Annotated in this window: 19 protein-coding genes; 6 read left to right on the forward strand and 13 right to left on the reverse strand. The window is 37.9% G+C overall.

The window, feature by feature from the left end:
- Positions 1 to 1118 precede the first annotated feature (1118 nt).
- The 4 genes from rpiA to ACFE6N_RS19710 all read left to right on the forward strand — a co-directional run bounded on the left by rpiA (position 1119) and on the right by ACFE6N_RS19710 (position 5420).
- Complete coding sequence (rpiA, locus tag ACFE6N_RS19695; RefSeq protein WP_378939295.1) at positions 1119 to 1808, forward strand: ribose-5-phosphate isomerase RpiA; 690 nt, start codon at positions 1119 to 1121, stop codon at positions 1806 to 1808.
- Between the two features lie 298 nt (positions 1809 to 2106).
- Positions 2107 to 2496 carry a LiaF transmembrane domain-containing protein gene (locus tag ACFE6N_RS19700; protein WP_378939297.1) on the forward strand — a complete coding sequence of 130 codons (390 nt, stop codon included), beginning with the start codon at positions 2107 to 2109 and terminating at the stop codon, positions 2494 to 2496.
- 475 nt (positions 2497 to 2971) lie between these two features.
- Entirely contained in the window at positions 2972 to 4291 is a 1320-nt protein-coding gene (locus ACFE6N_RS19705) for a DUF3887 domain-containing protein (protein ID WP_378939299.1), read from the forward strand.
- A gap of 160 nt (positions 4292 to 4451) precedes the next feature.
- Positions 4452 to 5420, forward strand: a complete 969-nt coding sequence (locus ACFE6N_RS19710; RefSeq protein ID WP_134204118.1) for a YihY/virulence factor BrkB family protein — start codon at positions 4452 to 4454, stop codon at positions 5418 to 5420.
- On the opposite strand, the gene ACFE6N_RS19715 is transcribed toward ACFE6N_RS19710, so the two are convergent.
- The 12 genes from ACFE6N_RS19715 to ACFE6N_RS19770 all read right to left on the reverse strand — a co-directional run bounded on the left by ACFE6N_RS19715 (position 5421) and on the right by ACFE6N_RS19770 (position 16280).
- Positions 5421 to 5843 (reverse strand): secondary thiamine-phosphate synthase enzyme YjbQ, encoded by a 423-nt coding sequence (locus tag ACFE6N_RS19715; RefSeq protein WP_378939302.1) that lies wholly within the window; start codon positions 5841 to 5843, stop codon positions 5421 to 5423.
- A 5-nt stretch (positions 5844 to 5848) separates the two neighbouring features.
- Entirely contained in the window at positions 5849 to 6907 is a 1059-nt protein-coding gene (locus ACFE6N_RS19720) for a YhcG family protein (RefSeq protein WP_378939304.1), read from the reverse strand.
- 58 nt (positions 6908 to 6965) lie between these two features.
- On the reverse strand, positions 6966 to 8000 hold the full coding sequence (locus tag ACFE6N_RS19725) for a DUF2157 domain-containing protein (RefSeq protein ID WP_378939306.1): 1035 nt from the start codon (positions 7998 to 8000) through the stop codon (positions 6966 to 6968).
- Positions 8001 to 8115: 115 nt separating this feature from the next.
- Positions 8116 to 10329 carry a cation:proton antiporter gene (locus ACFE6N_RS19730; protein ID WP_378939308.1) on the reverse strand — a complete coding sequence of 738 codons (2214 nt, stop codon included), beginning with the start codon at positions 10327 to 10329 and terminating at the stop codon, positions 8116 to 8118.
- 661 nt (positions 10330 to 10990) lie between these two features.
- Positions 10991 to 11980 carry a bifunctional riboflavin kinase/FAD synthetase gene (locus tag ACFE6N_RS19735; protein WP_378939310.1) on the reverse strand — a complete coding sequence of 330 codons (990 nt, stop codon included), beginning with the start codon at positions 11978 to 11980 and terminating at the stop codon, positions 10991 to 10993.
- 11 nt (positions 11981 to 11991) lie between these two features.
- Complete coding sequence (locus ACFE6N_RS19740; RefSeq protein WP_090981508.1) at positions 11992 to 12852, reverse strand: YitT family protein; 861 nt, start codon at positions 12850 to 12852, stop codon at positions 11992 to 11994.
- Positions 12849 to 13580, reverse strand: a complete 732-nt coding sequence (gene truB, locus ACFE6N_RS19745; RefSeq protein WP_378939392.1) for a tRNA pseudouridine(55) synthase TruB — start codon at positions 13578 to 13580, stop codon at positions 12849 to 12851. Before truB ends, ACFE6N_RS19740 begins: the two co-directional genes overlap by 4 nt.
- A gap of 155 nt (positions 13581 to 13735) precedes the next feature.
- Positions 13736 to 14530: an undecaprenyl-diphosphate phosphatase gene (locus ACFE6N_RS19750; RefSeq protein WP_378939312.1), complete on the reverse strand. Its 795-nt coding sequence runs from the start codon at positions 14528 to 14530 to the stop codon at positions 13736 to 13738.
- A 75-nt stretch (positions 14531 to 14605) separates the two neighbouring features.
- Positions 14606 to 14932, reverse strand: a complete 327-nt coding sequence (locus ACFE6N_RS19755) for a type II toxin-antitoxin system VapC family toxin (RefSeq protein WP_378939314.1) — start codon at positions 14930 to 14932, stop codon at positions 14606 to 14608.
- A complete protein-coding gene (locus tag ACFE6N_RS19760; RefSeq protein WP_090981516.1) occupies positions 14932 to 15135 on the reverse strand; it encodes a DUF2281 domain-containing protein in 204 nt (67 codons plus the stop codon). The genes ACFE6N_RS19755 and ACFE6N_RS19760 overlap by 1 nt, the downstream gene beginning before the upstream one ends.
- Positions 15136 to 15174: 39 nt before the next feature.
- Positions 15175 to 15402 (reverse strand): DUF3098 domain-containing protein, encoded by a 228-nt coding sequence (locus tag ACFE6N_RS19765; RefSeq protein ID WP_090981518.1) that lies wholly within the window; start codon positions 15400 to 15402, stop codon positions 15175 to 15177.
- On the reverse strand, positions 15402 to 16280 hold the full coding sequence (locus ACFE6N_RS19770; protein ID WP_090981820.1) for an ABC transporter permease: 879 nt from the start codon (positions 16278 to 16280) through the stop codon (positions 15402 to 15404). The genes ACFE6N_RS19765 and ACFE6N_RS19770 overlap by 1 nt, the downstream gene beginning before the upstream one ends.
- A gap of 199 nt (positions 16281 to 16479) precedes the next feature.
- Between ACFE6N_RS19770 and ACFE6N_RS19775 the strand changes: the two genes are divergently transcribed.
- Together ACFE6N_RS19775 and leuS are read left to right on the forward strand one after the other, a co-directional pair.
- Complete coding sequence (locus ACFE6N_RS19775) at positions 16480 to 16908, forward strand: hypothetical protein (RefSeq protein ID WP_378939317.1); 429 nt, start codon at positions 16480 to 16482, stop codon at positions 16906 to 16908.
- Positions 16909 to 17467: 559 nt separating this feature from the next.
- Positions 17468 to 20296, forward strand: coding sequence for a leucine--tRNA ligase (leuS, locus tag ACFE6N_RS19780; RefSeq protein WP_378939319.1), 2829 nt, complete (start codon positions 17468 to 17470; stop codon positions 20294 to 20296).
- A 229-nt stretch (positions 20297 to 20525) separates the two neighbouring features.
- On the opposite strand, the gene ACFE6N_RS19785 is transcribed toward leuS, so the two are convergent.
- Complete coding sequence (locus tag ACFE6N_RS19785) at positions 20526 to 21821, reverse strand: DEAD/DEAH box helicase (protein WP_378939321.1); 1296 nt, start codon at positions 21819 to 21821, stop codon at positions 20526 to 20528.
- Positions 21822 to 21998: the final 177 nt, after the last annotated feature.

Raw genomic sequence — 21998 nt, forward strand, 5'->3', positions numbered from 1 at the left:
AAAGATCCTTTGCTATGCTACCATTGACAGAATCACAGAAAAAATCGTCATCTCGACTGTAGCATAGCGAAATGGAGAGATCTTTTTAACCGAATTATTAAAACCTAGTTTAAAAGATTTCTCCACTTCGGTCGAAATGACGATACTTCAGGGCATTCAAATTTCTTGTTAAATCTGTCACTCATATTGATTTTTATACCATAAATTATTCTTCAGGAGGACTTTGCAATGAAAGATCCTTTGCTATGCTACCATTGACAGAGTCACAGAAAAAATCGTCATCTCGACTGTAGCATAGCGAAATGGAGAGATCTTTTTAACCGAATTATTAAAACCTAGTTTAAAAGATTTCTCCACTGCGGTCGAAATGACGATATTTCAGGCCATTCAAATTTCTTGTTAAATCTGTCACTCATATTGATTTTTATACTATAAATTATTCTTAAGGAGGACTTTGCAATGAAAGATCCTTTGCTATGCTACCATTGACAGAGTCACAGAAAAAATCGTCATCTCGACTGTAGCATAGCGAAATGGAGAGAGCTTTTTAACCGAATTATTAAAACCTAGTTTAAAAGATTTCTCCACTGCGGTCGAAAGGACGATACTTCAGGTCATTCAAATTTCTTGTTAAATCTGTCACTCATATTGATTTTTATACTATAAATTATTCTTAAGGAGGACTTTGCAACGAAAGATCCTTTGCTATGCTACCATTGACAGAATCACAGAAAAAATCGTCATCTCGACTGTAGTATAGCGAAATGGAGAGATCTTTTTAACCGAATTATTAAAACCTAGTTTAAAAGATTTCTCCACTGCGGTCGAAATGACGATACTTCAGGTCATTCAAATTTCTTGTTAAATCTGTCAATCATATCGATTTTTATACTATAAATTATTTTTCAGGAGGACTTTGCAACGAAAGATCTTCGTTATGTTGAAGATGACCTCGCGGTTATCACGCGTAAAAAGAAATGGGGATTCCACTATTGCAGAATCCCCATCATCTAAATTAACGCTCTCATATATACAAACGCTACAAAAAGGAATTATTGTATCAGCCGTAAAATTTTTTTCATTTTTGGATGTTTATCATTTAAACCTATTTTTACTTTATGGCTACTACAGATAAAAATCAACAGGATGCAGAAAAACTGGCCGCTGCCAAGGCCGCGGTAAAATTGGTTAAAGATGGCGATGTAGTTGGTCTGGGTACGGGGTCGACCACAACTTTTGCCATTATTGAATTGGGTAAACGTGTAAAAGAAGGACTTCAAATAAAAGCCGCCGCAAGTTCCATCCGCACAGAAAAACTTGCAAAATCGCTTGGTATTGAAATTCTGGATCTTGGACACTTGAGCCAGATTGATATCAGTATTGATGGGGCCGATGAATTTACAGCATCACTGGATCTGATTAAAGGCGGTGGCGGTGCGCTGTTTAGAGAAAAGATAATCGCTTCATTGAGTAAAAACGCCATTATTATTACCGATGCTTCGAAAAAGGTTAAAAAACTGGGTGCTTTTACTGTCCCTATTGAGGTCATTCCGTTGGCTTATCAGTATGTATTCGATCAAATTAACAATCTTGGTGGAAACGGTATATTACGAACAGTAGAAAACCAAACATTTATTACCGATAATGGAAACCTGATTATTGACGCCGATTTTGGCCTGATTGATAATCCCGCGAAATTAGCTTCTGACTTAAATCAGATCAACGGATTACTGGCTCATGGCTTATTTATTAACCTCACGTCAAAAGTAATGATGAGTGACGGAACGGATATTATCATTTTTGAATGATTGTAGTTCATTTGTTCAATAGTCATTAGTTCGCTTGTACTCCTCCTTGAACTATTTGTAAGCGGAATAATCAATCAATTTTCGGAATTAGGAGTAATGAGAATTGGTCTTAATTCCGTGTTCTCCCTGTTTCCGTGACAAAACGGATAACTTCACCGATAAATTTCAGTTATGTGAAATTCTTCAAAAATTTTACCGACAGTTTTATTTCACTCACCGATAAAATATCATAACTAAGGGAAAAGCCATTCTCCAGCAGTGGTATTCGTGATACATTTGAATCATAAAACAAAAGGTCATGGAAAATTTAATCAAAAAAAATCACGCAGATAAACAGGTTGGTTTAGGTATTTTAATCATTACCATCGGTTCGGTGTTCTTATTAAGAAACTCGGGAATAGATATTCCACATTGGATTTTGAGATGGCACACCATTATGCTGGGTATTGGTTTGTGGATGGGGTATCGTAAAGGCTTCCAGGGAAACGGGTGGTTGGCATTGACCATTATTGGAGGCTTATTTACCTTTAAAGCGATAAACATTTTTGATTTTGATCTGTTTAAGATTAGCATTCCAATGGTATTGATTGGTTTAGGCTTTTATATAATCTTAAAACCTAAAAAAGTTCAGAACTTTGATCAATATTTTGAGAAGAAACCAGTTGATTTTACTGATAAAGAAAGCTAAAATTCTTCACTCCATCATATATATTAAAAGGGCCGTTTTTCTAACAACGGCCCTTTTTTATGCTTGGTAGCAAAGGGCGAGGAGCTTCGGGCTTTGCGCTATGCGGTTCTGTTACATGCCCTTTACATTTTTACCAAAAAAGAAACGGGGATTCCACCCTCAGGCAGTATCCCCGTCATCTAAATTAACGCTCTCACATACATAAACGCTGTAAATGGAATATATTGTGTTCAGCTTTATTTTTTTTGCTTTTTTTTTAATAGACTGTAGAAGGAACAGGGGAAATGGGGGTGTGTTAACGTCAAATGTTAAAATTAGTTAAAACTAAAGCACTGGTTGAGGAAACCTATTTTCAGAACCAAATATTGTTAACTTTGGGTATTGTAAACAACCAAACACTATACTTAATCTTCATGGCTTTAGACCTGAAAGGGATAAAGCATGACATCTCATACCATTTAAACAAACTATACGGATGAAAAAAGGCCTTTTATTTGTAGTCGCTTTATTAATAACAACCTCCGCATTTTCTCAGAATGTAATCCAGCTTTTCAATGGCGCAAACGACTTTTTTAAACTATTGCAGGAAGAAAAATTTAAAGATGCACATGCTTTTTTTGACGATACCTTAAAAACGAAATTAACAGAAGAAAATTTAAAGAAACTTTGGGGTGATATTGGAACAAAATATGGAAAGGCAGAATCGTTGGATGCCATTCAAAGTAAAGCCCAGGGCGATTTTTTCGCTGTTACGGTTGAGGGTAAATTCGCTAACGGTGATCAGAACTTTATTTTAGGTTTTAATAAACAACAGAAAATTGTCGGAATCTTCCTGGCACCTTCCAGGAGAACATCCTCTTATTTAAAACCAACCTATGTAGATACCAGTTTATACCAGGAGAAGTCGGTTTATATCGGCCCGGCTGGAAAACAATTGGCGGCCATTATTACCACGCCAAAAAATATCAAAAATTTCCCTATTGTGGTTTTTGTGCACGGCTCCGGACCTGCAGATATGGATGAAACCGTTGGTGCGAATAAACCTTTCAAAGATCTGGCTGGCGGCTTAGCTTCTAAAGGAATTGCGTCCGTTCGCTATGTAAAAAGAACTTTAATTTATCCTAATGAGTTTAGTAAGGAATTTACTGTAAAAGAAGAGGTACTGGATGATGCAGCTGCCGCGATAACACTTGCAAAAACCGTTGGAGGGGCTAGTCCAAAGGCTGTTTACGTATTTGGTCATAGTTTAGGCGGAATGTTGGCCCCTAAAATTGCAAGCACGATACCTGATTTAGCAGGAATTGTTCTGGCAGCGGCACCAGCAAGAAAATTAACCGATATTATTGTTGATCAGAATAAGTATATGTTCGATCTGGCCAATGATACAACGGCCGCATTTAAAAAACAATTGGCAGATGCCGCTGCGGAAATTGATAAAAGCAGAATTTCGCAATTGGGAACTACCATAAAGCCTGATTCTATCATTTTAGGCCTGCCGGCGAAATACTGGGCAGATTTAAATAGTTACAACCAGGTTGCTGTAGCCAAAAGTCTTTCTAAGCCTAAAATTTACATCCTGCAGGGTGGTAATGATTTTCAGGTAGGTAAAGTAGATTTCGATTTATGGAATGACGCTTTGGGTAAAAAGAAAAATGTGGTTCTTAAATTCTACCCGGATTTGAATCACCTGTTGAGTTCTCAAACAGAAAAGGGAACGATGGCTCAGTACCAGGCAGCTGTAAGTGTATCTGAAACTTTAGTGAACGATCTTGCATCATGGATTAAGGCTAAATAACCTAAAATCACCTATCGATAAAGAACAAGCTCCGACCCAAATCAGGAGCTTTTTTTGTGCGCCCGATTTTCTTAATATTCTTTCTTTATTAAGAATTCACAAACAATTCAAAAAACAAGCGGTTTAAATTTAGAGCATCTCATCTAAAAATAGTTTGTTTATGGAAAAGCGGAAAATCACTTTAAAAGGAATATGGGGCATTTTAAAAGCATCGTTTACAGGATTTACCAATCATAAGGTAACGAAACTTAGTGGCTCATTGGCCTATTATACTGTATTTTCTATGGCGCCTTTGCTTGTGGTAATTATTTCTCTATGTGGCATATTTTTAGGTAGGGAAATAGCTGAAGGACAGGTTTATGCCCAGCTTGAAGGGTTCTTAGGTAGGGAATCGGCCATTTCTTTACAACAGTTAATTAAAAATGCTTATTTGGACGGAAAAAGTACCATTGCTTTAATTATCGGTATCGTTACCCTGTTAATTGGGGCAACAACCGTTTTTGGCGATATCCAGGATTCCATCAATACCATTTGGGGATTAAAACCTAAGCCTAAAAGAGGTTGGGTGAAGATGTTGCAGAATCGTTTTCTATCGTTTTCAGTCATTATAAGCCTGGGTTTCGTGTTATTGGTTTCGCTTGCCGTTACTTCTGTATTAGATGCTTTTAGCAGTCGCCTACAGGCCAGGTTTGCCGAGGTATCCGTTATTGTGTTTTATATTATTAACCAAATTGTAACGCTGGCTGTTATTTCTTTGATATTTGGTGTAATATTTAAGGTATTACCCGATGCGATTATTAAATGGCGTGATGTAATTGCAGGTGCAATAGTTACTGCGGTTTTATTTATGATCGGCAAGTTCGCCATCTCTATTTATATTGGGCAGAGCAATGTGGGCAGTACCTACGGTGCAACGGGCTCATTAGTGGTTGTGCTTTTGTGGACTTACTATTCTTCCATCATTTTGTATTTTGGCGCCGAGTTTACCAAGGCTTATGCCGTTGCTTTCGGTTCAGAGATTTATCCTTCACATTATGCGGTAACTACAAAAGAAATTGAAATAGAAACCGATGGTAAATCCATTCAGGATAATCATCCTGAAATTAAAGAAGAAGTGAAAAAGGCATAGTTATTCTCCCCAGGCAGTAATCATTAATTTTCTTTGTCCGCCATGATTTCGATGTTCGCAAAGGTAAATGCCCTGCCAGGTGCCAAGCGCTAACCTTCCATTTCGGATAGGGATACTTACAGAACTTCCTAAAAGTGCCGATTTTAAGTGTGCTGGCATATCGTCCGATCCTTCGTAGTCATGCGCATAATCCGGATCATTTTCCTTAACTGTCTTATTAAAGAACATCTCAAAATCTACACGTACGGTTGGATCGGCATTTTCATTAATGGTAAGGGAAGCCGAGGTATGTTGTATAAAAACCTGACAAATACCAATATTAATCTCATTAATTTGGGGTAGGGCATGCTCGATTTCAGGGGTAATGATATGAAATCCTCTTCTACGGGCGCTAAGTGTTAATGCTTCCTGGTATATTTTCATTTGAATTAATTCTCAATGACTTTGATAAAATCCTTTTCACTAGGTAAAACGGTTAGATACTTACTTGCGAAAATTTGTTCATTGTTTTCCGGAAGTGTATACCTTACTACAGATTCACTTTTATCCTGACAAAGAATAATACCGATGGTTTTGTTTTCATCTTCAAGTTTTACTTCTCTATCGAAATAGTTCACGTACATCTGCATCTGACCAATATCCTGATGCTTTAATTCTCCTATTTTTAAATCAATAAGTACAAAACACTTTAAAATACGGTTGTAGAAAACCAAATCTATTTTGAAATGTCTTTCTTCAAAAGTTATTCTTTTTTGACGTGCTACAAAGGTGAAACCATTGCCGAGTTCTAATAAGAAATGTTCCAGTTTATCAATTAATTTTTGCTCTAACTCACTTTCTGAATAAAAATTTTGTTCAGGTAAGCCTAAAAATTCTAGTACATAAGGGTCTTTTATTAAGTCCTTGCTTTTTTCAATAATCTGTCCTTTTTGACCAAGAGATAATACTTCTTCTTTATTTTTACTTAACGCCAGGCGCGTATATAATGCTGAATCGAATTGACGTTGTAGCTCCCTCAGACTCCAGTTATTTTTTATTGCTTCTATTTCATAAAAATTACGTTCGTTTACATCGGTTATTCTCATTAACTTAAGGTAGTGAGACCATGTAAGTTTGAATTGCGCAGGCATTGTCTGCTGAATTGAATCTGAAGTTTTAGGAGATGTTTCTAGAATTTCATTATTTTCGAATTCGTCAGACACTGTCTGACGAATTGAATAGGTAAGGTAAAAATACCTCATTTGTTTTAAATTTGTTTCAGAAAAACCTTTGCCAAACTCTGAAACTAGCCTTTCTGAAAGCTCACTCAAAATTTGTTTGCCATATTCAGCTTTTTCTTTGCCGTCCTGTTCCTCTTCAACAATCATCTTGCCGATTTCGAAGTAGGTCATAGCCATTGTATTATTTATGGTTTGTACTACATTTTGCCTCGCTTGGTCAAGCAATTTAATAACCTTTGTATATAAGTTTTGCTTTTCAACCTGCATTTTTATATTTATCTTATATATTGAAAGAATGTTTTTTCAATTTAATTAGTGTTGACGATTATTTCAAAAACTCCACATTCCAGATTTTTTCTGCTTTTCTGCCAATTAACCAAAATGATGCAGCCAGTACCGAAAAAAACAAAGCTTTGTGCCAGCTATCCCAAAAGTATTCGAAATATCGCGTGTAGAGATTGATAAAGAGAAAAGTAATGCCAAATTCTCGGGCAATATCATCATGATACTTTAAGCCAAAGAGTGTACTTGCTACACAAATGGCGGCAGAAATTAAAGCCCAGTAAAATAAGCTCAACTGCCTTACCTGATACCATTCTTCGAGGTTGGCAAAATTCCCAAATACTGATAATGCCCAAAGCGATACAAACAAATAAACCATACCTGCGATATAGGTAACCTGAAAGAAATTTTGCGTTTTCGGGAAAGCCTTCATCATAAAGGATGCCGCGGTTAATGAAGCGCCAAAAACCACAAAACGCAAAGGATAATTCATCCCGAGAAAATAATAATTCCAACGGCTTAAATAGCCGGTTTCAGTACCAAACCAGGCACCCAGGGAGATTAAGGCAAAAATCCAGATCAAACGCGAGTTGAAGACATAACCTAAAGCCCCATAAATAAAAACAGATATCAATATCAGGATAGAGAAGTTGCCTGAACCATTATCAACTGCCTTCCCAAAATAAGCGATGGCATTTGCTGTGAGTAGAATAGCAGAAAATATAATGGCTTCATTGCTGAATTTTAGGTGCGCGAGTTTCTTTTTCCGCTTGAAACCTAAAATGTAAAGCCATGCTGCCAATCCGCCTGAAACAATAGCAATCACAATATTTGGCGTATTATAAACCCGCTTTAAATAGTTAAGGATGGAATTGTCAATAAGGAGTGATCCCAATGCGATAAAACCACAAGCCAGGGCTACCCAAAAAGCATATTGTGCCAGGCGTAACCAATCGAAGTTTTTGGCTTCATAACTTTTACGAAGTTTATTTCCTGTTTCAGGATCGATTAAGCCATCGTTTTGCCATTGCTCAATCACGTCATCAAGAAATTCGCTCTTTTCTCTGTCAACTTTCATAGATTCGGTTATACACGAAGATAGTTTTTTTGCTCGGAAGTAGAAATTCCAATCGGCTGATAATAAATTCAATAGTTGACTAAACCTCTGACTTCGGACGTCCGACCTCCGACTTTTAAATAACCTCCCTAATCTTCTTATTGTTCCCTACAATCCAAATAACGTCACCCTTGTCAAATACAAAATCTGATGAGGGGTTTAAGATGCGGTCGGCGCCCCTTTCTATACCCACTATTAAAGCTTGCGCTTTTTCCCGGATCCCTGCATTCCTGATGCTCAAACCATAAACCGGCGATTCGGTATGCACAACAACCTTTTGCAGGGTCATTTCTTTATCCGGAAAATTATTTTCTTCGGTTGTTTCTGGCGCATTAACTTCTAAAAGTGCCTTAACAGCTGCAAGTTGGTCATCTGCGCCGATCAATAACAATTTATCGTGTGGATAAAGCCGTTCATCTCTGCCCGGTGTTGGGATATTATTTCTCCCGCGTTCTATCAAGGCAATATTTACCCCGTATTTTTCCCTGATCATTAATTCCGTTAATGTTTTACCAACTACCTCCGATTCAGGAGAAACCCTGAGCTCTGTTAAGTGGGTGTCCCAGGGTAAAATATCTGGTTTCTGATTTTCTCTCGCATTTAAGTTCAATATAAACCGTCTTTCCAGTTTATCGTAAAATGACTGAAGTTTTCTGGAAAATATAACCATTCCCAGTACAATTAAAGCCAAAGCAATCAAGGCCGCGATCCAGGTATTAAAAAACTGATACATCAAAAATCCAACGAAGAATATGCCGAGCGCAACCCTGAAAAATTCGATCGCGATCAATGGTCCGCGGGTATATTTTTTGTTCAACCAAAGGTGAGCGTATGCGGTACGTTGGATCCTTCGAATAGATAAAGCCCATAAAAATGGCGACATCAAGATAAAAGATACCACCACGCTGATGATAATAGAAGTTAAACTGTTTGCAATGTTGCTAGCAATAAACGGTTGTACATAACGGTAAGCCAAAAAGATTATCGCAATGATAATTACGGAATGGATTATAGTATTAAAGATGTACGAGCGCAATAAAACCTTCCAATCGCTCAAAGTGGTAATCCCTTCGGTACTTGAGCTATACCTCTCGATACCATCAAGCCATTTTTTTGGTAAAATACGGTTCAAATACTGGTAAAAAGGTTCGGATAGCTTAATTAGATAGGGGGTTGTGAATGTGGTAACTGCCGCTGCTGCTACGGCGATCGGGTAAAGAAAATCGCTTGTTACTTTTAGGGTTAATCCTAATGAGGCAATGATAAACGAAAACTCACCAATTTGTGCCAAACTCATACCCGATTGTACTGAAGTTTTTAATGGCTGTCCGGACAATAATGCACCTAAAATGGTAAAAATGATTTTACCGAAAATGATAACCACAGTAGCGACAAAAATAGGAACAGCGTATTTAACCAGCATAGCAGGATCAATCAGCATACCAACTGAAACAAAGAAGACTGCTGCAAATAAGTCTTTTACCGATTTTGTTAGATGCTCTATTCTTTCAGCCTGGGTGGTCTCAGCTAAAATAGAGCCCATAATAAATGCACCAAGGGCAGGAGAGAAGCCAACTTTATCAGCCAGTAAAACCATTACCAAACACAAAGCCAACGATACCACCAGCATGGTTTCGTCATTCATTAATTTTTTGGTTGCTTTAAGAAATGATGGAATTAAGAATATTCCGCCTAAGAACCAAAGTACTAAGAAGAAAGCCAGTTTTAGAATAGAATACAGCATTTCTGTACCGGCCGATTGCTGACTAACTGCAAGGGTAGAGAACAATACCAGGAGGAGGATCGCTACTAAATCTTCAACGATTAAAATCCCGAAAACCAGACCGGCAAACTTTTTATGCTTTAAACCAAGTTCTTCGAAAGCCTTAATGGTAATCATGGTTGATGAGATGGATAGAATTCCACCCAAAAACAGGCTGTCCATATCTTTCCAGCCCATGGCTTTCCCCACCAGGTAGCCGGCCAGGATGATAAATAATACTTTTACAATGGCCGTGATGGAAGCAGAACCTCCTACTTTAACCAGTTTTTTAAAGCTAAATTCCAGCCCTAAACTAAATAAAAGGAAAATAACTCCAATTTCGCCCCAAATGTTAATGCTTTTCGTGTCGGTAACAGATGGAAAAAAATCTAAATGTGAGCCAACCAATAAGCCGGCCAATATATAGCCCAAAACAAGGGGTTGCTTAATTTTTTTAAATATGAGTGTGGTTATCCCTGCGGCAGCAAGTATCAAGCCTAAATCAGCTATTAAATCAGGTAAGTGCATCTATAAAAATGAGTAATGGTGTTAAATAATCTAACTTCGGACATCGTGTGTATCCGGACAGGTATTAAATTTTCAATAAGATAAAATTACCTACCAAAAAACGTGTTTCGGATAGAGGATCTTAAGCAAACACCAATAATTATACCTTAATCTTTTGATTATAACTTTGGTATTAACGATTTTGTTCTTAAGAAGAGGGAATAGCAAAAAAGTGATCGGTACAAGAGCGCCAAAAGATATTTTTAAAGGAGAGATACCAATAGAATCTTTTTGCAGGCTTTCGTTATCCTGATTCAAATTTAAATGCTGCCTGATGACTTTTTTGTCTGTAACCGAGCTTGTTTTCGTATATTTTGATTGTACCTCACCTCTTTTCTTTTGCGATGCGATACCCGCAAAATTTATGGAGATAGATAGGAATAAAACGATATAAAAAAGCCTCATTGCCGCTAATATAGCAAAAATGAGGCTTTTTTGGAAGGGAAATCTGGTAAACTGACTTTTGAATTGGATTACTAAAATTGAATTTTGTAAAGTAACCTCTTTCAGGTTATCGTCCTTTCGAGCGGAATGCAACGAAGTCGAGAAATCTATTTAAGTAGATTTCTCCATTCCACTACGTTCCAGTCGAGGACGACTACTTAAGACAAATAAAATTATTTTATCCATTAAAATAAGCCAACGTCGCTTCCTTATCTTTTTGTAACTGAACAGTTAAAGCCTCTAAGCCGGTAAATTTTACATCGTGGCGTAAGAATTTCAAGAAGTTCATCTTAATATCCTGGCCATAAATTTCCTGGTTAAAATCAAAAATATTCACCTCAATATTTCTGGTCATGCCGTTAATGGTAGGCCGTTGACCGATATAAGCCATACCCTGGTAAGTAGTTTTGGGTTCGGAGCTTGGAGCTTGGAGTATACCCGCCTCCGAACGCTCAACTTCAAACTCCGAACTCATCTCTACCGTAACTGCATAAATGCCATCGCCTGGAATCAGTTTATAAATTTCTTCTACAAAGATATTGGCCGTTGGGAAGCCAATTGTTCTGCCTATTTTATCACCTTTAATCACCCTGCCGAAGATAGAGAAAGGGTAGCCGAGGTAATCGTTAGCCAGCTCAACATCACCGGCCAGCAGTGCCTGCCGTATCTTCGTTGAACTTACTGCCACATCGTGGATATCCTGTTCCATAATTTCTTCAACGGTAAAGCCGAAATGTGTACCGGCAGTTTTTAAAACGTTTAAATTGCCAGAACGGTCTTTACCAAAACGATGATCATAACCAATAATAATGTGTTTGGTGCCTATATTATCAACCAAAATATTTTTAATGTAATCTTCTGGTAGTTGGTTGGAGAAATCGCGGGTAAAAGGCGTAATAATCAGATGGTCTACACCTAACCGGTTTAAAATTTCTGCTTTTTCATTAATGGTATTGATCATTTTCAGATCCTGGTTTTCAGGATCGATAATCATTCTTGGATGCGGGAAAAATGTTAAAATTACGCTTTCTCCATTGTCGGCCTTTGCCTTTTGTACCAGTTGTTTGATGATTTTTTGATGTCCGAAATGTACACCATCAAAAGTACCGATGGTTACAATGGCGTTAGCTAATTTTTTAAATTCCGAAAGGTTATTGTATATCTTCAATGGGATAAGGATTAATGTAATGCATGGCGTTTTACTACGCCGCCTTTTAAATCGGCAATTTGCTGTTGTATTACAAAAGCGTCTGAATCAATTTGCCTGATAGCGGTCTGCAATTTGCTCATTTCCAGTTTGGTAACAACGGTAAAAATAATATCGATATCTTTTTTTTCTCCATATCCGCCCTCGCCTTTATAGATGGTAACACCACGTTTCATATCGTTAATGATGAAATCTTTGATGGCCTCCTGATGGTCTGATATAACGGTGACCCCAGTGTACTGTTCCAGGCCATTTACGATAAAATCGATCGTACTTGATGCTGATAAATAGGTTAAAATGGCATAAAGTGCCGTTTCGATATTTAAGAAATAGGCAGCAAAGGCAAAAATGATGATATTTAAAATCAGGATAATATTTCCAACGGTTAAAATGCTGTTTTTACTGATATAAAGCGCCAAAACTTCTGTGCCATCAATTACACAGCCGCCACGCATCGCTAAACCAATCCCACCGCCTAAAAACAAGCCTCCGAAAAATGCAATCAGCAATTTATCGTGCGTAATGGGTTGGAAAGGCAGAATAATTAGCGCGAGTGAAAGCGTAGCGATTGCGATAGCCGTTTTCAGTGCAAAGCCTTTACCAATCTGCCTGTAACCTAAAATAACAAAGGGAATGTTGATGATGGCAATAAGGTATGATAAATTCCAGCCTGTTAAGGTGCTAACCAACAGGGAAATACCAGTAACACCACCATCAATAAAATGACTGGGCATTAAAAAGCTTTTTAAGCCAAAACATGCCGAGGTTACACCTGCAATTATTAAAAGGATTTCTTTAATAAACCTGGTGTTCCTGTTTTTGATATGGTTCATACAATTGCTTCGGTTTTAGCTTCTTCTTTCTTGCTACGAATATAATTAACAAGTTCTAATACCTCAAACGCATCTTTTAGTATAAAGTTTCCGCTTCGGGTACGGGTTAGCTTAGAAAGATAAGCTCCGCTATTTAAAGTTTTACCGAAATCGGATATCAATGAACGGATATAGGTGCCTTTACTGCAAACAATCCTGAAATCGATTTCAGGGAGTTCGATCCTGGTAATTTCAAATTCCGGCACATTTACAAAACGTTTCCGTAATTCAACTTCTTCGCCCAGTCTGGCTTTTACGTATAAACGTTCGCCATTTACCTTTACTGCTGAGTGCGCAGGAGGATATTGTTCGATATCGCCAATAAATGGTTTGCAGGCTGCATAAATTTCTTCTTCGGTAATGTTGCTGATATCGAATGTTTCATGAACCTCGGTTTCCATATCGAATGATGGGGTAGTAGCACCTAAAATCATGGTGCCGGTATATTCCTTCTCTTCAGCCTGAAAAGTATCGATCTGTTTGGTCAGCTTGCCTGTACAGATAATCAAAAGGCCTGTAGCGAGCGGATCTAAAGTGCCGGCATGGCCAACCTTTAATTTTAGCGGTTTTAAAGAATTACGGATTTTGCCCACCACATCAAATGAGGTCCATTTGTATGGTTTGTTGATTAAAAGCAATTCGCCTTCAGCAAAATTGAAATCTTTGAATTTAGGATTTTCAGTACTCACAAATCTTTTTTGCACAAAGATACGGATTCAATGTGGTTTGCTTAAGTTTTTTTAACCACAGATGTATGCAGATAGACACAGATGATTATTATCCGTATGCATTTTTTTTATCTCCCAAAAATCGGGAGAAGTTATGGTTAAAATATTTAGATGAATTATATAATCTGTAAATTATGTCCGCTTAGCAAAAGGATGATAATGATTAAACCTGCTGCAATTCTATACCATCCAAAAACTTTGAAACCATGTTTGTTCAGGTATCCGATAAAACTTTTTATCGCTAAAAGTGCTACAATAAATGCAACAACGTTTCCGATAATCAGCAGGTTGGTTTGGTCATGCGTAATGGTGTGTCCTTCTTTATAAAAGTCGTATAGTTTTTTGGCAGTTGCAGCAAACATCGTGGGTACTGCCAGGAAAAACGAGAATTCTGCCGCCACTTTTCTGCTTAATTTCTGACTCATTCCGCCCACAATAGTTGCTCCAGACCGTGATACACCTGGTAACATGGCAATACATTGGAAGAATCCGATTTTCAGCGCCGTTAAATAGCTGATTTCCTCTTCTTCATTAATGGTAGGTTTGTTAAACCATTTGTCTACAAATAATAAAATAACACCGCCGATTAACAACGAAATACCAACGGCCATCGGGCTTTCTAATAATTCGTCGATTTTTTTGCTCAATAACAAACCAAATACGGCTGCGGGAATAAAGGCTACGAGCAATTTAATGTAGAAATATATCGATTTAAAAAACCTTTTGAAATAGAGTATAAGCACTGAAAGTATCGCACCCAGTTGAATCACAATGGTAAAAAGTTTTACAAATGGTTCTGAGGCAATGCCCATAAGCGATGATGCAATGATCATGTGACCTGTGCTCGATACAGGTAAAAATTCGGTTAATCCTTCAACAATGGCAAGGACAATAGCTTCAAGAGAATTCATATTGTTAGTTAATGGGCTATTCCCACTGTAATTTTATTTTATATTTTTTTAATTTTTTGTCTCGTGAAATCAATACTAAATTCTCTGAATGGCTTGAGATACAATAATCCGATCAAAAGGATCATTGTTGATAAATTCGAGGTTTAGTAATGTTATGAGATGGGTTTCATTAATGGGGATAATCTCAATCTGGTTCCTTTCTGCAAAGCTAAAAAGCGCTTCAAAGCCGATTTTTAAATCGAGCTTTCCAAGCTGTTTTTTAATGGCAATTTCCCAAAAAGAAGCAATGCTTATGAAGCAGGATGTATTAATATCAGATAGCCTTTTTTTAACTGAAACAGGTAATTGATCATCACCTGCCACAAACCATAAAAAGGTATGTGTATCTAATAAATATGCCATTAAATATAATCTGCAAACATTTCTAAAGGCTCGTCAAAATCATCTGATAATTTAATCTTACCTTTCGCATACCCAAATTCACGTGATTTTAATTTCGGCTTATTTTTTTGTTTTGTTTTTAAGAATTCAACAAAATCTGCAACTTCCTGCCTAAGGTTTAGGGGAAGTGAATTAATTTCAATTTGCAAATTTGTTGTTGTCATATTATAAAGTTAAAAAACACTTTACCGAATACAAAACATTTATTTTTTTAAAATGGCATAAATACCAAAAGCAAAACCAGCCAATACCACCATCGGCGCCAATAAAGTTCTTCTGAAATCGTAAATATCACCAGTGCTGCCCATCATCAGGATAAAACCAACTGCTACGATTGCAATGCTAATTAACAACAACTGATAATTTTTTTTGGTGAAAACCAATTCGTTTTTAACGTCCTTTACAACCGGACCTGTTTTTTTTTCTGCCATTATCTATAAAGATGATAAGATTTTAAACGTAAATATCTGCTTACTGCAAACCATGTACTAATTCCTGTTATAAAAATACCCACAACCAAAAGGCCTATAAATACAAAGCCAAATTCCTGGTAGTTATTTAAAATAATAATTTCAGGCACCTCTTTGCGGGCGTAAATTAAAGTAGCCAATAAAATAATAATGGCTATAAATGCCGCAATTAAGCCATGTAAGGCCGCATACAGTAAGAAAGGACGTCGGATAAAATTTTTCGTTGCACCAACCAGCTGCATACTTTTAATTAAAAATCGCTGCGAGTAGATTGCTAATCTTATGGTGTTGTTAATCAGTGCTATCGAAATAATTAATAGTAGTGCCGCAAAGGCTAAAATAATTAAACCGATGGTGTTGATATTTTTGTTTACCATATCAATTAAAGAACTCTGGTAAACTACTTCTTTCACTACAGGATTTTTAGAAATACTGGTTTTTAAGGCCTCGATACTTTTATTGTTTGCATATTCTGCTTTTAAGTACACATCAAAGGTAGAAGTCAGTGGGTTGTATCCCAGGAAATTAACAAAATCCTCGCCTAAATCCTGGGTTAAGTTTCTGGCTGCAAGCTCTTTATTTACATACTGGGTCTGCTTTACCGCAGGGTTGGCATTCAGCTCTTTCTGGAAAGCCAAAACATCAGCTTCTTTTGCGCCTTCATCAACAATAATGTTTAAAACAATGTTTTCTTTGACGTAGTTAGATAGGTTTTTGGCGTGTACAAGTACTAAACCAAGTAATCCAAGCATTAATAAAACCAAGGCAATACTGATGATAGTAGAGATATAAACGGTTTTGGTTTTCTTAGATGCATCACTTACTTCGAATTCTTCCATGTATTTCATTTTTGTTTCTGCGAAAATATAAATTATACCTGATAAACACCAATTAATGAATGTTAAATGAATACTAACGTGCGGGATCTGCTTTTAGTTTGAAGATTAATTCTTCAACCAAGATGGTTCTTTTTCTAAAGACGGTACGAAATTTGTCAAAATGGCGTTAATTATGGATATCGTAAAACTAAATTTAACTATGAACAGACAACTTACCATTTTTAGCCTATTCTTTTTTATCGCTTCTACATTTATTTCCTGCAAAAAAGACACTACTTCTTTAAAAGCCCAAATGATGGGTAAATGGACATTAAATAAAATCGTAACTTCTGGATACACCGCTGAAGAAACTTTGAAAGATCCAAAAAAGATGAACGGAACGGTTAATTATGGTACCACAAGTGACTATATCGACTTTAAGTCAAACAATGATGACCAGGTAGAGTTGAGTTTATCGGGAAACAGAACCATCGGCACTTACGTGATCATCTATTCCGATCAGTTTAGCATGGATATTAACGACGGGCTGAATTATTGTAAGATAAACAGCATTACAGCAAATAAATTAGAGTTTACTGCTAAAATTGATAAAACTAACGTAACCAAAGTATATTCTTTATCAAGATAAGATCTTAATCCCCGATTATTTGCGGCGCCATTGGTTTTAAAATCAATGGCGCTTTTTGTTGCGTCGGTTGTTACCAACCGACGCTAAACGATGATTACTTTGCTTAAAATTATTAGATTAGGAGATACATAGATTAGAGTTTAGCTATGGTGTCAGTTGTTGCCAACTGACATGGAATAGCAGATCAGGATTCTTTCGATAGTAAGTCAGAAGGTAACATCAGACCTCAGGGAGCAACTACCAATAAATCATTTTCGATGGAGTAAATTAATAAAAGATAATTAAGATTTCACTTATCCTGAATGCCCGGATAGTCGGATGGTAACATCCGACTACACATCCATAGTCCGTTTTCCGGATTTGATTTCTTACAGGTCTTTTAATTTTGTGAAAATCCTTTAACAGTCAGATGTTAACAGTTACAATACATAATAAGCCTGGATTTAGGTCATAACTTATTCTCGTTCTGAATATATCCAGGCTAAATATTATCCTCGATCTACTTTTTAAAGCCCCTTAATTTCTGTATTTTCGCCCCTTTAAAAATTTAAAACTTGCAATGGATTACCAATTCAAAGAAATAGAACAAAAGTGGCAGAAATTTTGGGCAGATCATCAAACATTTAAAGCCGAAAGCAATTCTGAGAAACCAAAATATTATGTGTTAGATATGTTCCCATATCCATCAGGAGCAGGCTTGCACGTTGGTCACCCGCTGGGTTACATTGCATCAGATATTTTTTCAAGATACAAACGCCTTAAAGGCTTTAACGTATTGCATCCAATGGGATACGATTCATTCGGATTACCTGCAGAGCAATATGCCATACAAACGGGGCAGCATCCAGCCATTACTACTGAGGCTAATATTGCAACCTACCGCCGTCAGTTAGACCAGATAGGTTTCTCTTTCGATTGGAGCAGGGAAGTGCGTACCAGCGAGCCATCATATTACAAATGGACACAATGGATTTTTATGCAGCTGTTTAACTCCTGGTATAACATCGAAAACGACAGGGCCGAGGACATTAGTATACTGATCGAAAAATTTAATGCTTCTGGTACGGCTGACGTAAGGGCCGTATGTGATGATGACACCAGGGTATTTTTGCCAAGTGACTGGGCAACCTTTACTGAAGAAGAAAAACAGATTGAATTGCTAAAATACCGTTTAACCTATCTGCGTGAGAGTACAGTAAACTGGTGCCCTGCTTTAGGCACAGTTTTGGCAAATGACGAGGTTAAAGACGGCTTTTCTGAACGTGGCGGTTTCCCTGTTGAGCAAAAGAAAATGATGCAGTGGAGTATGCGTATTACGGCCTATTCTGATCGTCTTTTGCAAGGTTTGGATACCATTGATTGGCCTGAGCCAATTAAAGAAATGCAACGCAACTGGATCGGTAAAAGTGTTGGTGCATCTGTAAAGTTTGCAGTTGACAATTCGCAGTTGTCAGTTAAAGAAACTGGAAATTCAGAACCGAAAACTGAAAAATATATTGAGGTTTTTACCACCCGTGTAGATACCATTTTTGGCGTTTCGTACCTGGTTCTGGCCCCGGAACATGAGTGGGTTGCCGAATTGACCACACCAGAACAAAAAGAAGAAATTGAAAATTATATCGCTGTAACCAAAAAGAAATCGGAATTAGACCGTATGGCTGATACCAAAACGGTATCGGGTGCTTTTACGGGTACTTATGTGATTAATCCGGTAAGTGGCGAACGCGTGCAGTTGTGGATTGCCGATTACGTGCTGGCAGGGTATGGAACTGGTGCTGTGATGGGGGTCCCAAGCGGCGATCAACGCGACTGGTTGTTTGCTAAACATTTCAATTTGCCGATTGTACAGATTTTAGATGCACAGAAAGATATCGATGTACAGGCAGACCCAACAAAAGAAGGAAGATACATTAATTCTGGTTTTATTAACGGAATGGAATACAAAGAGGCGGTTGCCTTTTTGAACAACTGGTTGGAAGAACGCGGTGCAGGCAAGGCAAAAGTAAACTTCCGTCAGCGTGATGCGATTTTTGGTCGCCAGCGTTACTGGGGTGAGCCTATTCCGGTTTACTTCAAAGATGGATTGCCTTATTTGGTTAAGGAAGAAGAATTGCCATTGTTGCTTCCTGAAATTGATAAATATTTACCGACTGAAAGCGGCGAGCCGCCTTTGGCCAGGGCCGAAAACTGGTTGCCTGCTGATGGTGGACATTACGAAATGAGTACCATGCCCGGCTGGGCCGGAAGCAGCTGGTACTGGTACCGTTATATGGATGCTAATAATAACAACAGTTTTGCCTCAAAAGAAGCAGTTGAATACTGGAAAGATGTGGATTTATACATCGGTGGTTCTGAACATGCAACCGGCCATTTATTGTACAGCCGTTTCTGGAATAAATTTTTGAAAGATTTGGGTTATACCAAAGAAGAAGAGCCTTTCAAAAAACTGATTAACCAGGGGATGATTCAGGGTAGGAGTAATTTTGTTTACCGCGTTAACGACGAGAATGGAAAACCTACCAATACCTATGTGTCTGCTGGCTTAAGAAAAGAATATAAAACCTCGGCATTACACGTTGATGTGAATATTGTTGAAAACGATACTTTAGACCTAACTAAATTCAAAGCCTGGAGAGAAGAATATGCCAATGCTGAATTTATTCTGGAAGGTGGAAAATACATCTGCGGTGTTGAGGTAGAAAAAATGTCGAAGTCAAAATTCAACGTGGTTAATCCCGATGATTTGATCGAGCGTTATGGTGCCGATACGTTGCGTATGTACGAAATGTTTTTGGGGCCTTTGGAGCAGAGCAAACCCTGGAATACCAATGGAATTGAAGGTGTATTTAAATTCCTGCGTAAATTCTGGAGATTATTCCACAACGAGGCATGGGAATTCACCGTATCTGATGCTGAACCTACCAAGGCGGAATTAAAATCATTGCACAAAATCATTAAAAAGGTGCAGGATGATATTGAACGTTTCTCGTTCAATACTTCAGTATCCAGTTTTATGATTGCGGTAAATGAATTAACAGATCTGAAATGTAAAAACCGTCAGATTTTGCAAGACATGGTGATTATTCTTTCACCATATGCGCCGCATATCTGCGAAGAACTTTGGGTATTATTGGGTAACGAAGCGGGAACTTTATCCTATGCTGCCTTCCCAACATTTAAGCCTGAGTATTTAGTAGAAGATGAGTTCGCTTATCCGGTTTCTATTAACGGTAAAATGAAAATGAACCTGAATTTGAGCTTAACCTTGGCACAGCCAGAAGTTGAAAGCATTTTATTGGCAGATGAACAATTCCAAAAATTTCTGGATGGAAAGCCAACCAAAAAAATTATTTTCGTTAAAGGAAAGATTATTAATGTAGTGGTTTAAAGGTAGAAGCCGGAAGGTAATAGGGTGGAAGGTTTTCCATTGCAATTGCCCTTAGAGAGGTGGAAGGTGGAAGGTTAATAGAGCCGAAGGTTTTCCTTGCAATCGCCTAAACCAGAAATATAAAAACCCGGGTTACGTTTCGTAATCCGGGTTTATTTTTATAAGCCTAACGCTGTCCAGGCTCTGGGTTTTAAGCCTTATGCCTTCTACCTTCCAGCCCTCTGCCTCACTAATCTCTCTTTCTTCTGTTTCCGCCAAATCTCCTGTTATTGCTCGCATTACGAGGTTTGCCGCTCATATTGCCATCGCCACCTTTTTTAGCGCCACCACCTTTAGATTGGGCTTGCGGTTTACGTTTTACCTGGTTTTTGGCTAACATATTTTCCCAGCTTAACGGATAAGGGTGATCATCAACAACCGGAAGCGTAATTTTAATCAGTTTCTGAATATCCAGCAGGTATTCGTTTTCTTCAGCATCACAGAACGAAATGGCAATACCATTTGCGCCTGCGCGGCCCGTACGGCCAATCCGGTGAACATAAGATTCAGGAATGTTTGGCAATTCAAAATTGAACACGTGCGACAGCTGATCAATATCAATACCACGGGCGGCAATATCGGTGGCAACCAAAACGCGGATTTTTCTGTCCTTAAAATCTGTCAATGCCCTTTGTCTGGCATTTTGCGATTTATTGCCGTGTATAGCCGCCGCTTTGATCCCGGCATGGCCTAAATCCTTAACAATACGGTCTGCACCATGTTTGGTACGCGTAAAAACCAAGGCTGTCTGGATATTTTTATCTTCTAGAAGATGGATCAATAATTTCTTTTTATCTGGTTTGTCTACAAAATAAACCGATTGCACAATGGTTTCGGCTGTAGAAGAAATCGGAGTCACTTCTACTTTCGTCGGACTGGATAAGATGGTATTGGCCAATTTCTGGATTTCATCTGGCATGGTTGCCGAGAAAAATAAGGTCTGGCGTTTGGCAGGCAATTTAGCCACTACTCTTTTCACATCGTGGATAAAGCCCATATCCAACATTCGATCAGCTTCATCCAAAACGAACAGTTCAATCGTATTCAGGTTAATAAAGCCCTGGTTCATTAAATCGAGTAAACGGCCAGGAGTGGCCACCAGAATATCAACTCCTTTTTTCAGTGCCTCTACCTGCGAGAACTGGTTTACGCCACCAAAAATTACCAAATGGCGAAGGTTTAAATTTTTGCCATAGGCTTTAAAGCTTTCTTCAATCTGGATAGCCAGTTCGCGGGTTGGTGTTAACACCAATGCCTTGATATTTTTGGTTGCCTTGGTATTGATGTGTTTTTCGTGCAGTAACTGCAGCATCGGAATGGCAAAAGCAGCCGTTTTTCCGGTACCGGTTTGCGCGCAACCCAATAAATCTTTGCCTTTTAATATGGTTGGGATGGACTGCTCCTGTATGGGTGTTGGTTGTGAATAACCTTCGGTCTCAAGCGCCTTTAAAATTGGCTCAATGAGGTTTAATTCTTTGAATAACATGTATGTTTTTTATAATTTATCGAAGAAGCTAGAACAATCAAATTGTTGAAGGACTAACTTGCGGAGAGAATATGCCATTCAGAATGGCAAGCCCTTATTCCTGCTTCAGCGGCAAATATACGAAAAAAAGTGCCATTAGTATACTTTCTGATAAATCCGACCTGAATCTTGATTGTC

This window comes from Pedobacter sp. BG31 (genome assembly GCF_042464845.1).
Taxonomy (GTDB): Bacteria; Bacteroidota; Bacteroidia; order Sphingobacteriales; family Sphingobacteriaceae; genus Pedobacter; species Pedobacter suwonensis.

Bases quoted from the DNA above. Each gene is read 5' to 3' on its own strand.
- rpiA (WP_378939295.1), top strand. From the start codon at position 1,119: ATGGCTACTACAGATAAAAATCAACAGGATGCAGAAAAACTGGCCGCT.
- ACFE6N_RS19700 (WP_378939297.1), top strand. From the start codon at position 2,107: ATGGAAAATTTAATCAAAAAAAATCACGCAGATAAACAGGTTGGTTTA.
- ACFE6N_RS19705 (WP_378939299.1), top strand. From the start codon at position 2,972: ATGAAAAAAGGCCTTTTATTTGTAGTCGCTTTATTAATAACAACCTCC.
- ACFE6N_RS19710 (WP_134204118.1), top strand. From the start codon at position 4,452: ATGGAAAAGCGGAAAATCACTTTAAAAGGAATATGGGGCATTTTAAAA.
- ACFE6N_RS19715 (WP_378939302.1), bottom strand. From the start codon at position 5,843: ATGAAAATATACCAGGAAGCATTAACACTTAGCGCCCGTAGAAGAGGA.
- ACFE6N_RS19720 (WP_378939304.1), bottom strand. From the start codon at position 6,907: ATGCAGGTTGAAAAGCAAAACTTATATACAAAGGTTATTAAATTGCTT.
- ACFE6N_RS19725 (WP_378939306.1), bottom strand. From the start codon at position 8,000: ATGAAAGTTGACAGAGAAAAGAGCGAATTTCTTGATGACGTGATTGAG.
- ACFE6N_RS19730 (WP_378939308.1), bottom strand. From the start codon at position 10,329: ATGCACTTACCTGATTTAATAGCTGATTTAGGCTTGATACTTGCTGCC.
- ACFE6N_RS19740 (WP_090981508.1), bottom strand. From the start codon at position 12,852: ATGAACCATATCAAAAACAGGAACACCAGGTTTATTAAAGAAATCCTT.
- ACFE6N_RS19750 (WP_378939312.1), bottom strand. From the start codon at position 14,530: ATGAATTCTCTTGAAGCTATTGTCCTTGCCATTGTTGAAGGATTAACC.
- ACFE6N_RS19755 (WP_378939314.1), bottom strand. From the start codon at position 14,932: ATGGCATATTTATTAGATACACATACCTTTTTATGGTTTGTGGCAGGT.
- ACFE6N_RS19760 (WP_090981516.1), bottom strand. From the start codon at position 15,135: ATGACAACAACAAATTTGCAAATTGAAATTAATTCACTTCCCCTAAAC.
- ACFE6N_RS19765 (WP_090981518.1), bottom strand. From the start codon at position 15,402: ATGGCAGAAAAAAAAACAGGTCCGGTTGTAAAGGACGTTAAAAACGAA.
- ACFE6N_RS19770 (WP_090981820.1), bottom strand. From the start codon at position 16,280: ATGGAAGAATTCGAAGTAAGTGATGCATCTAAGAAAACCAAAACCGTT.
- ACFE6N_RS19775 (WP_378939317.1), top strand. From the start codon at position 16,480: ATGAACAGACAACTTACCATTTTTAGCCTATTCTTTTTTATCGCTTCT.
- leuS (WP_378939319.1), top strand. From the start codon at position 17,468: ATGGATTACCAATTCAAAGAAATAGAACAAAAGTGGCAGAAATTTTGG.
- ACFE6N_RS19785 (WP_378939321.1), bottom strand. From the start codon at position 21,821: ATGTTATTCAAAGAATTAAACCTCATTGAGCCAATTTTAAAGGCGCTT.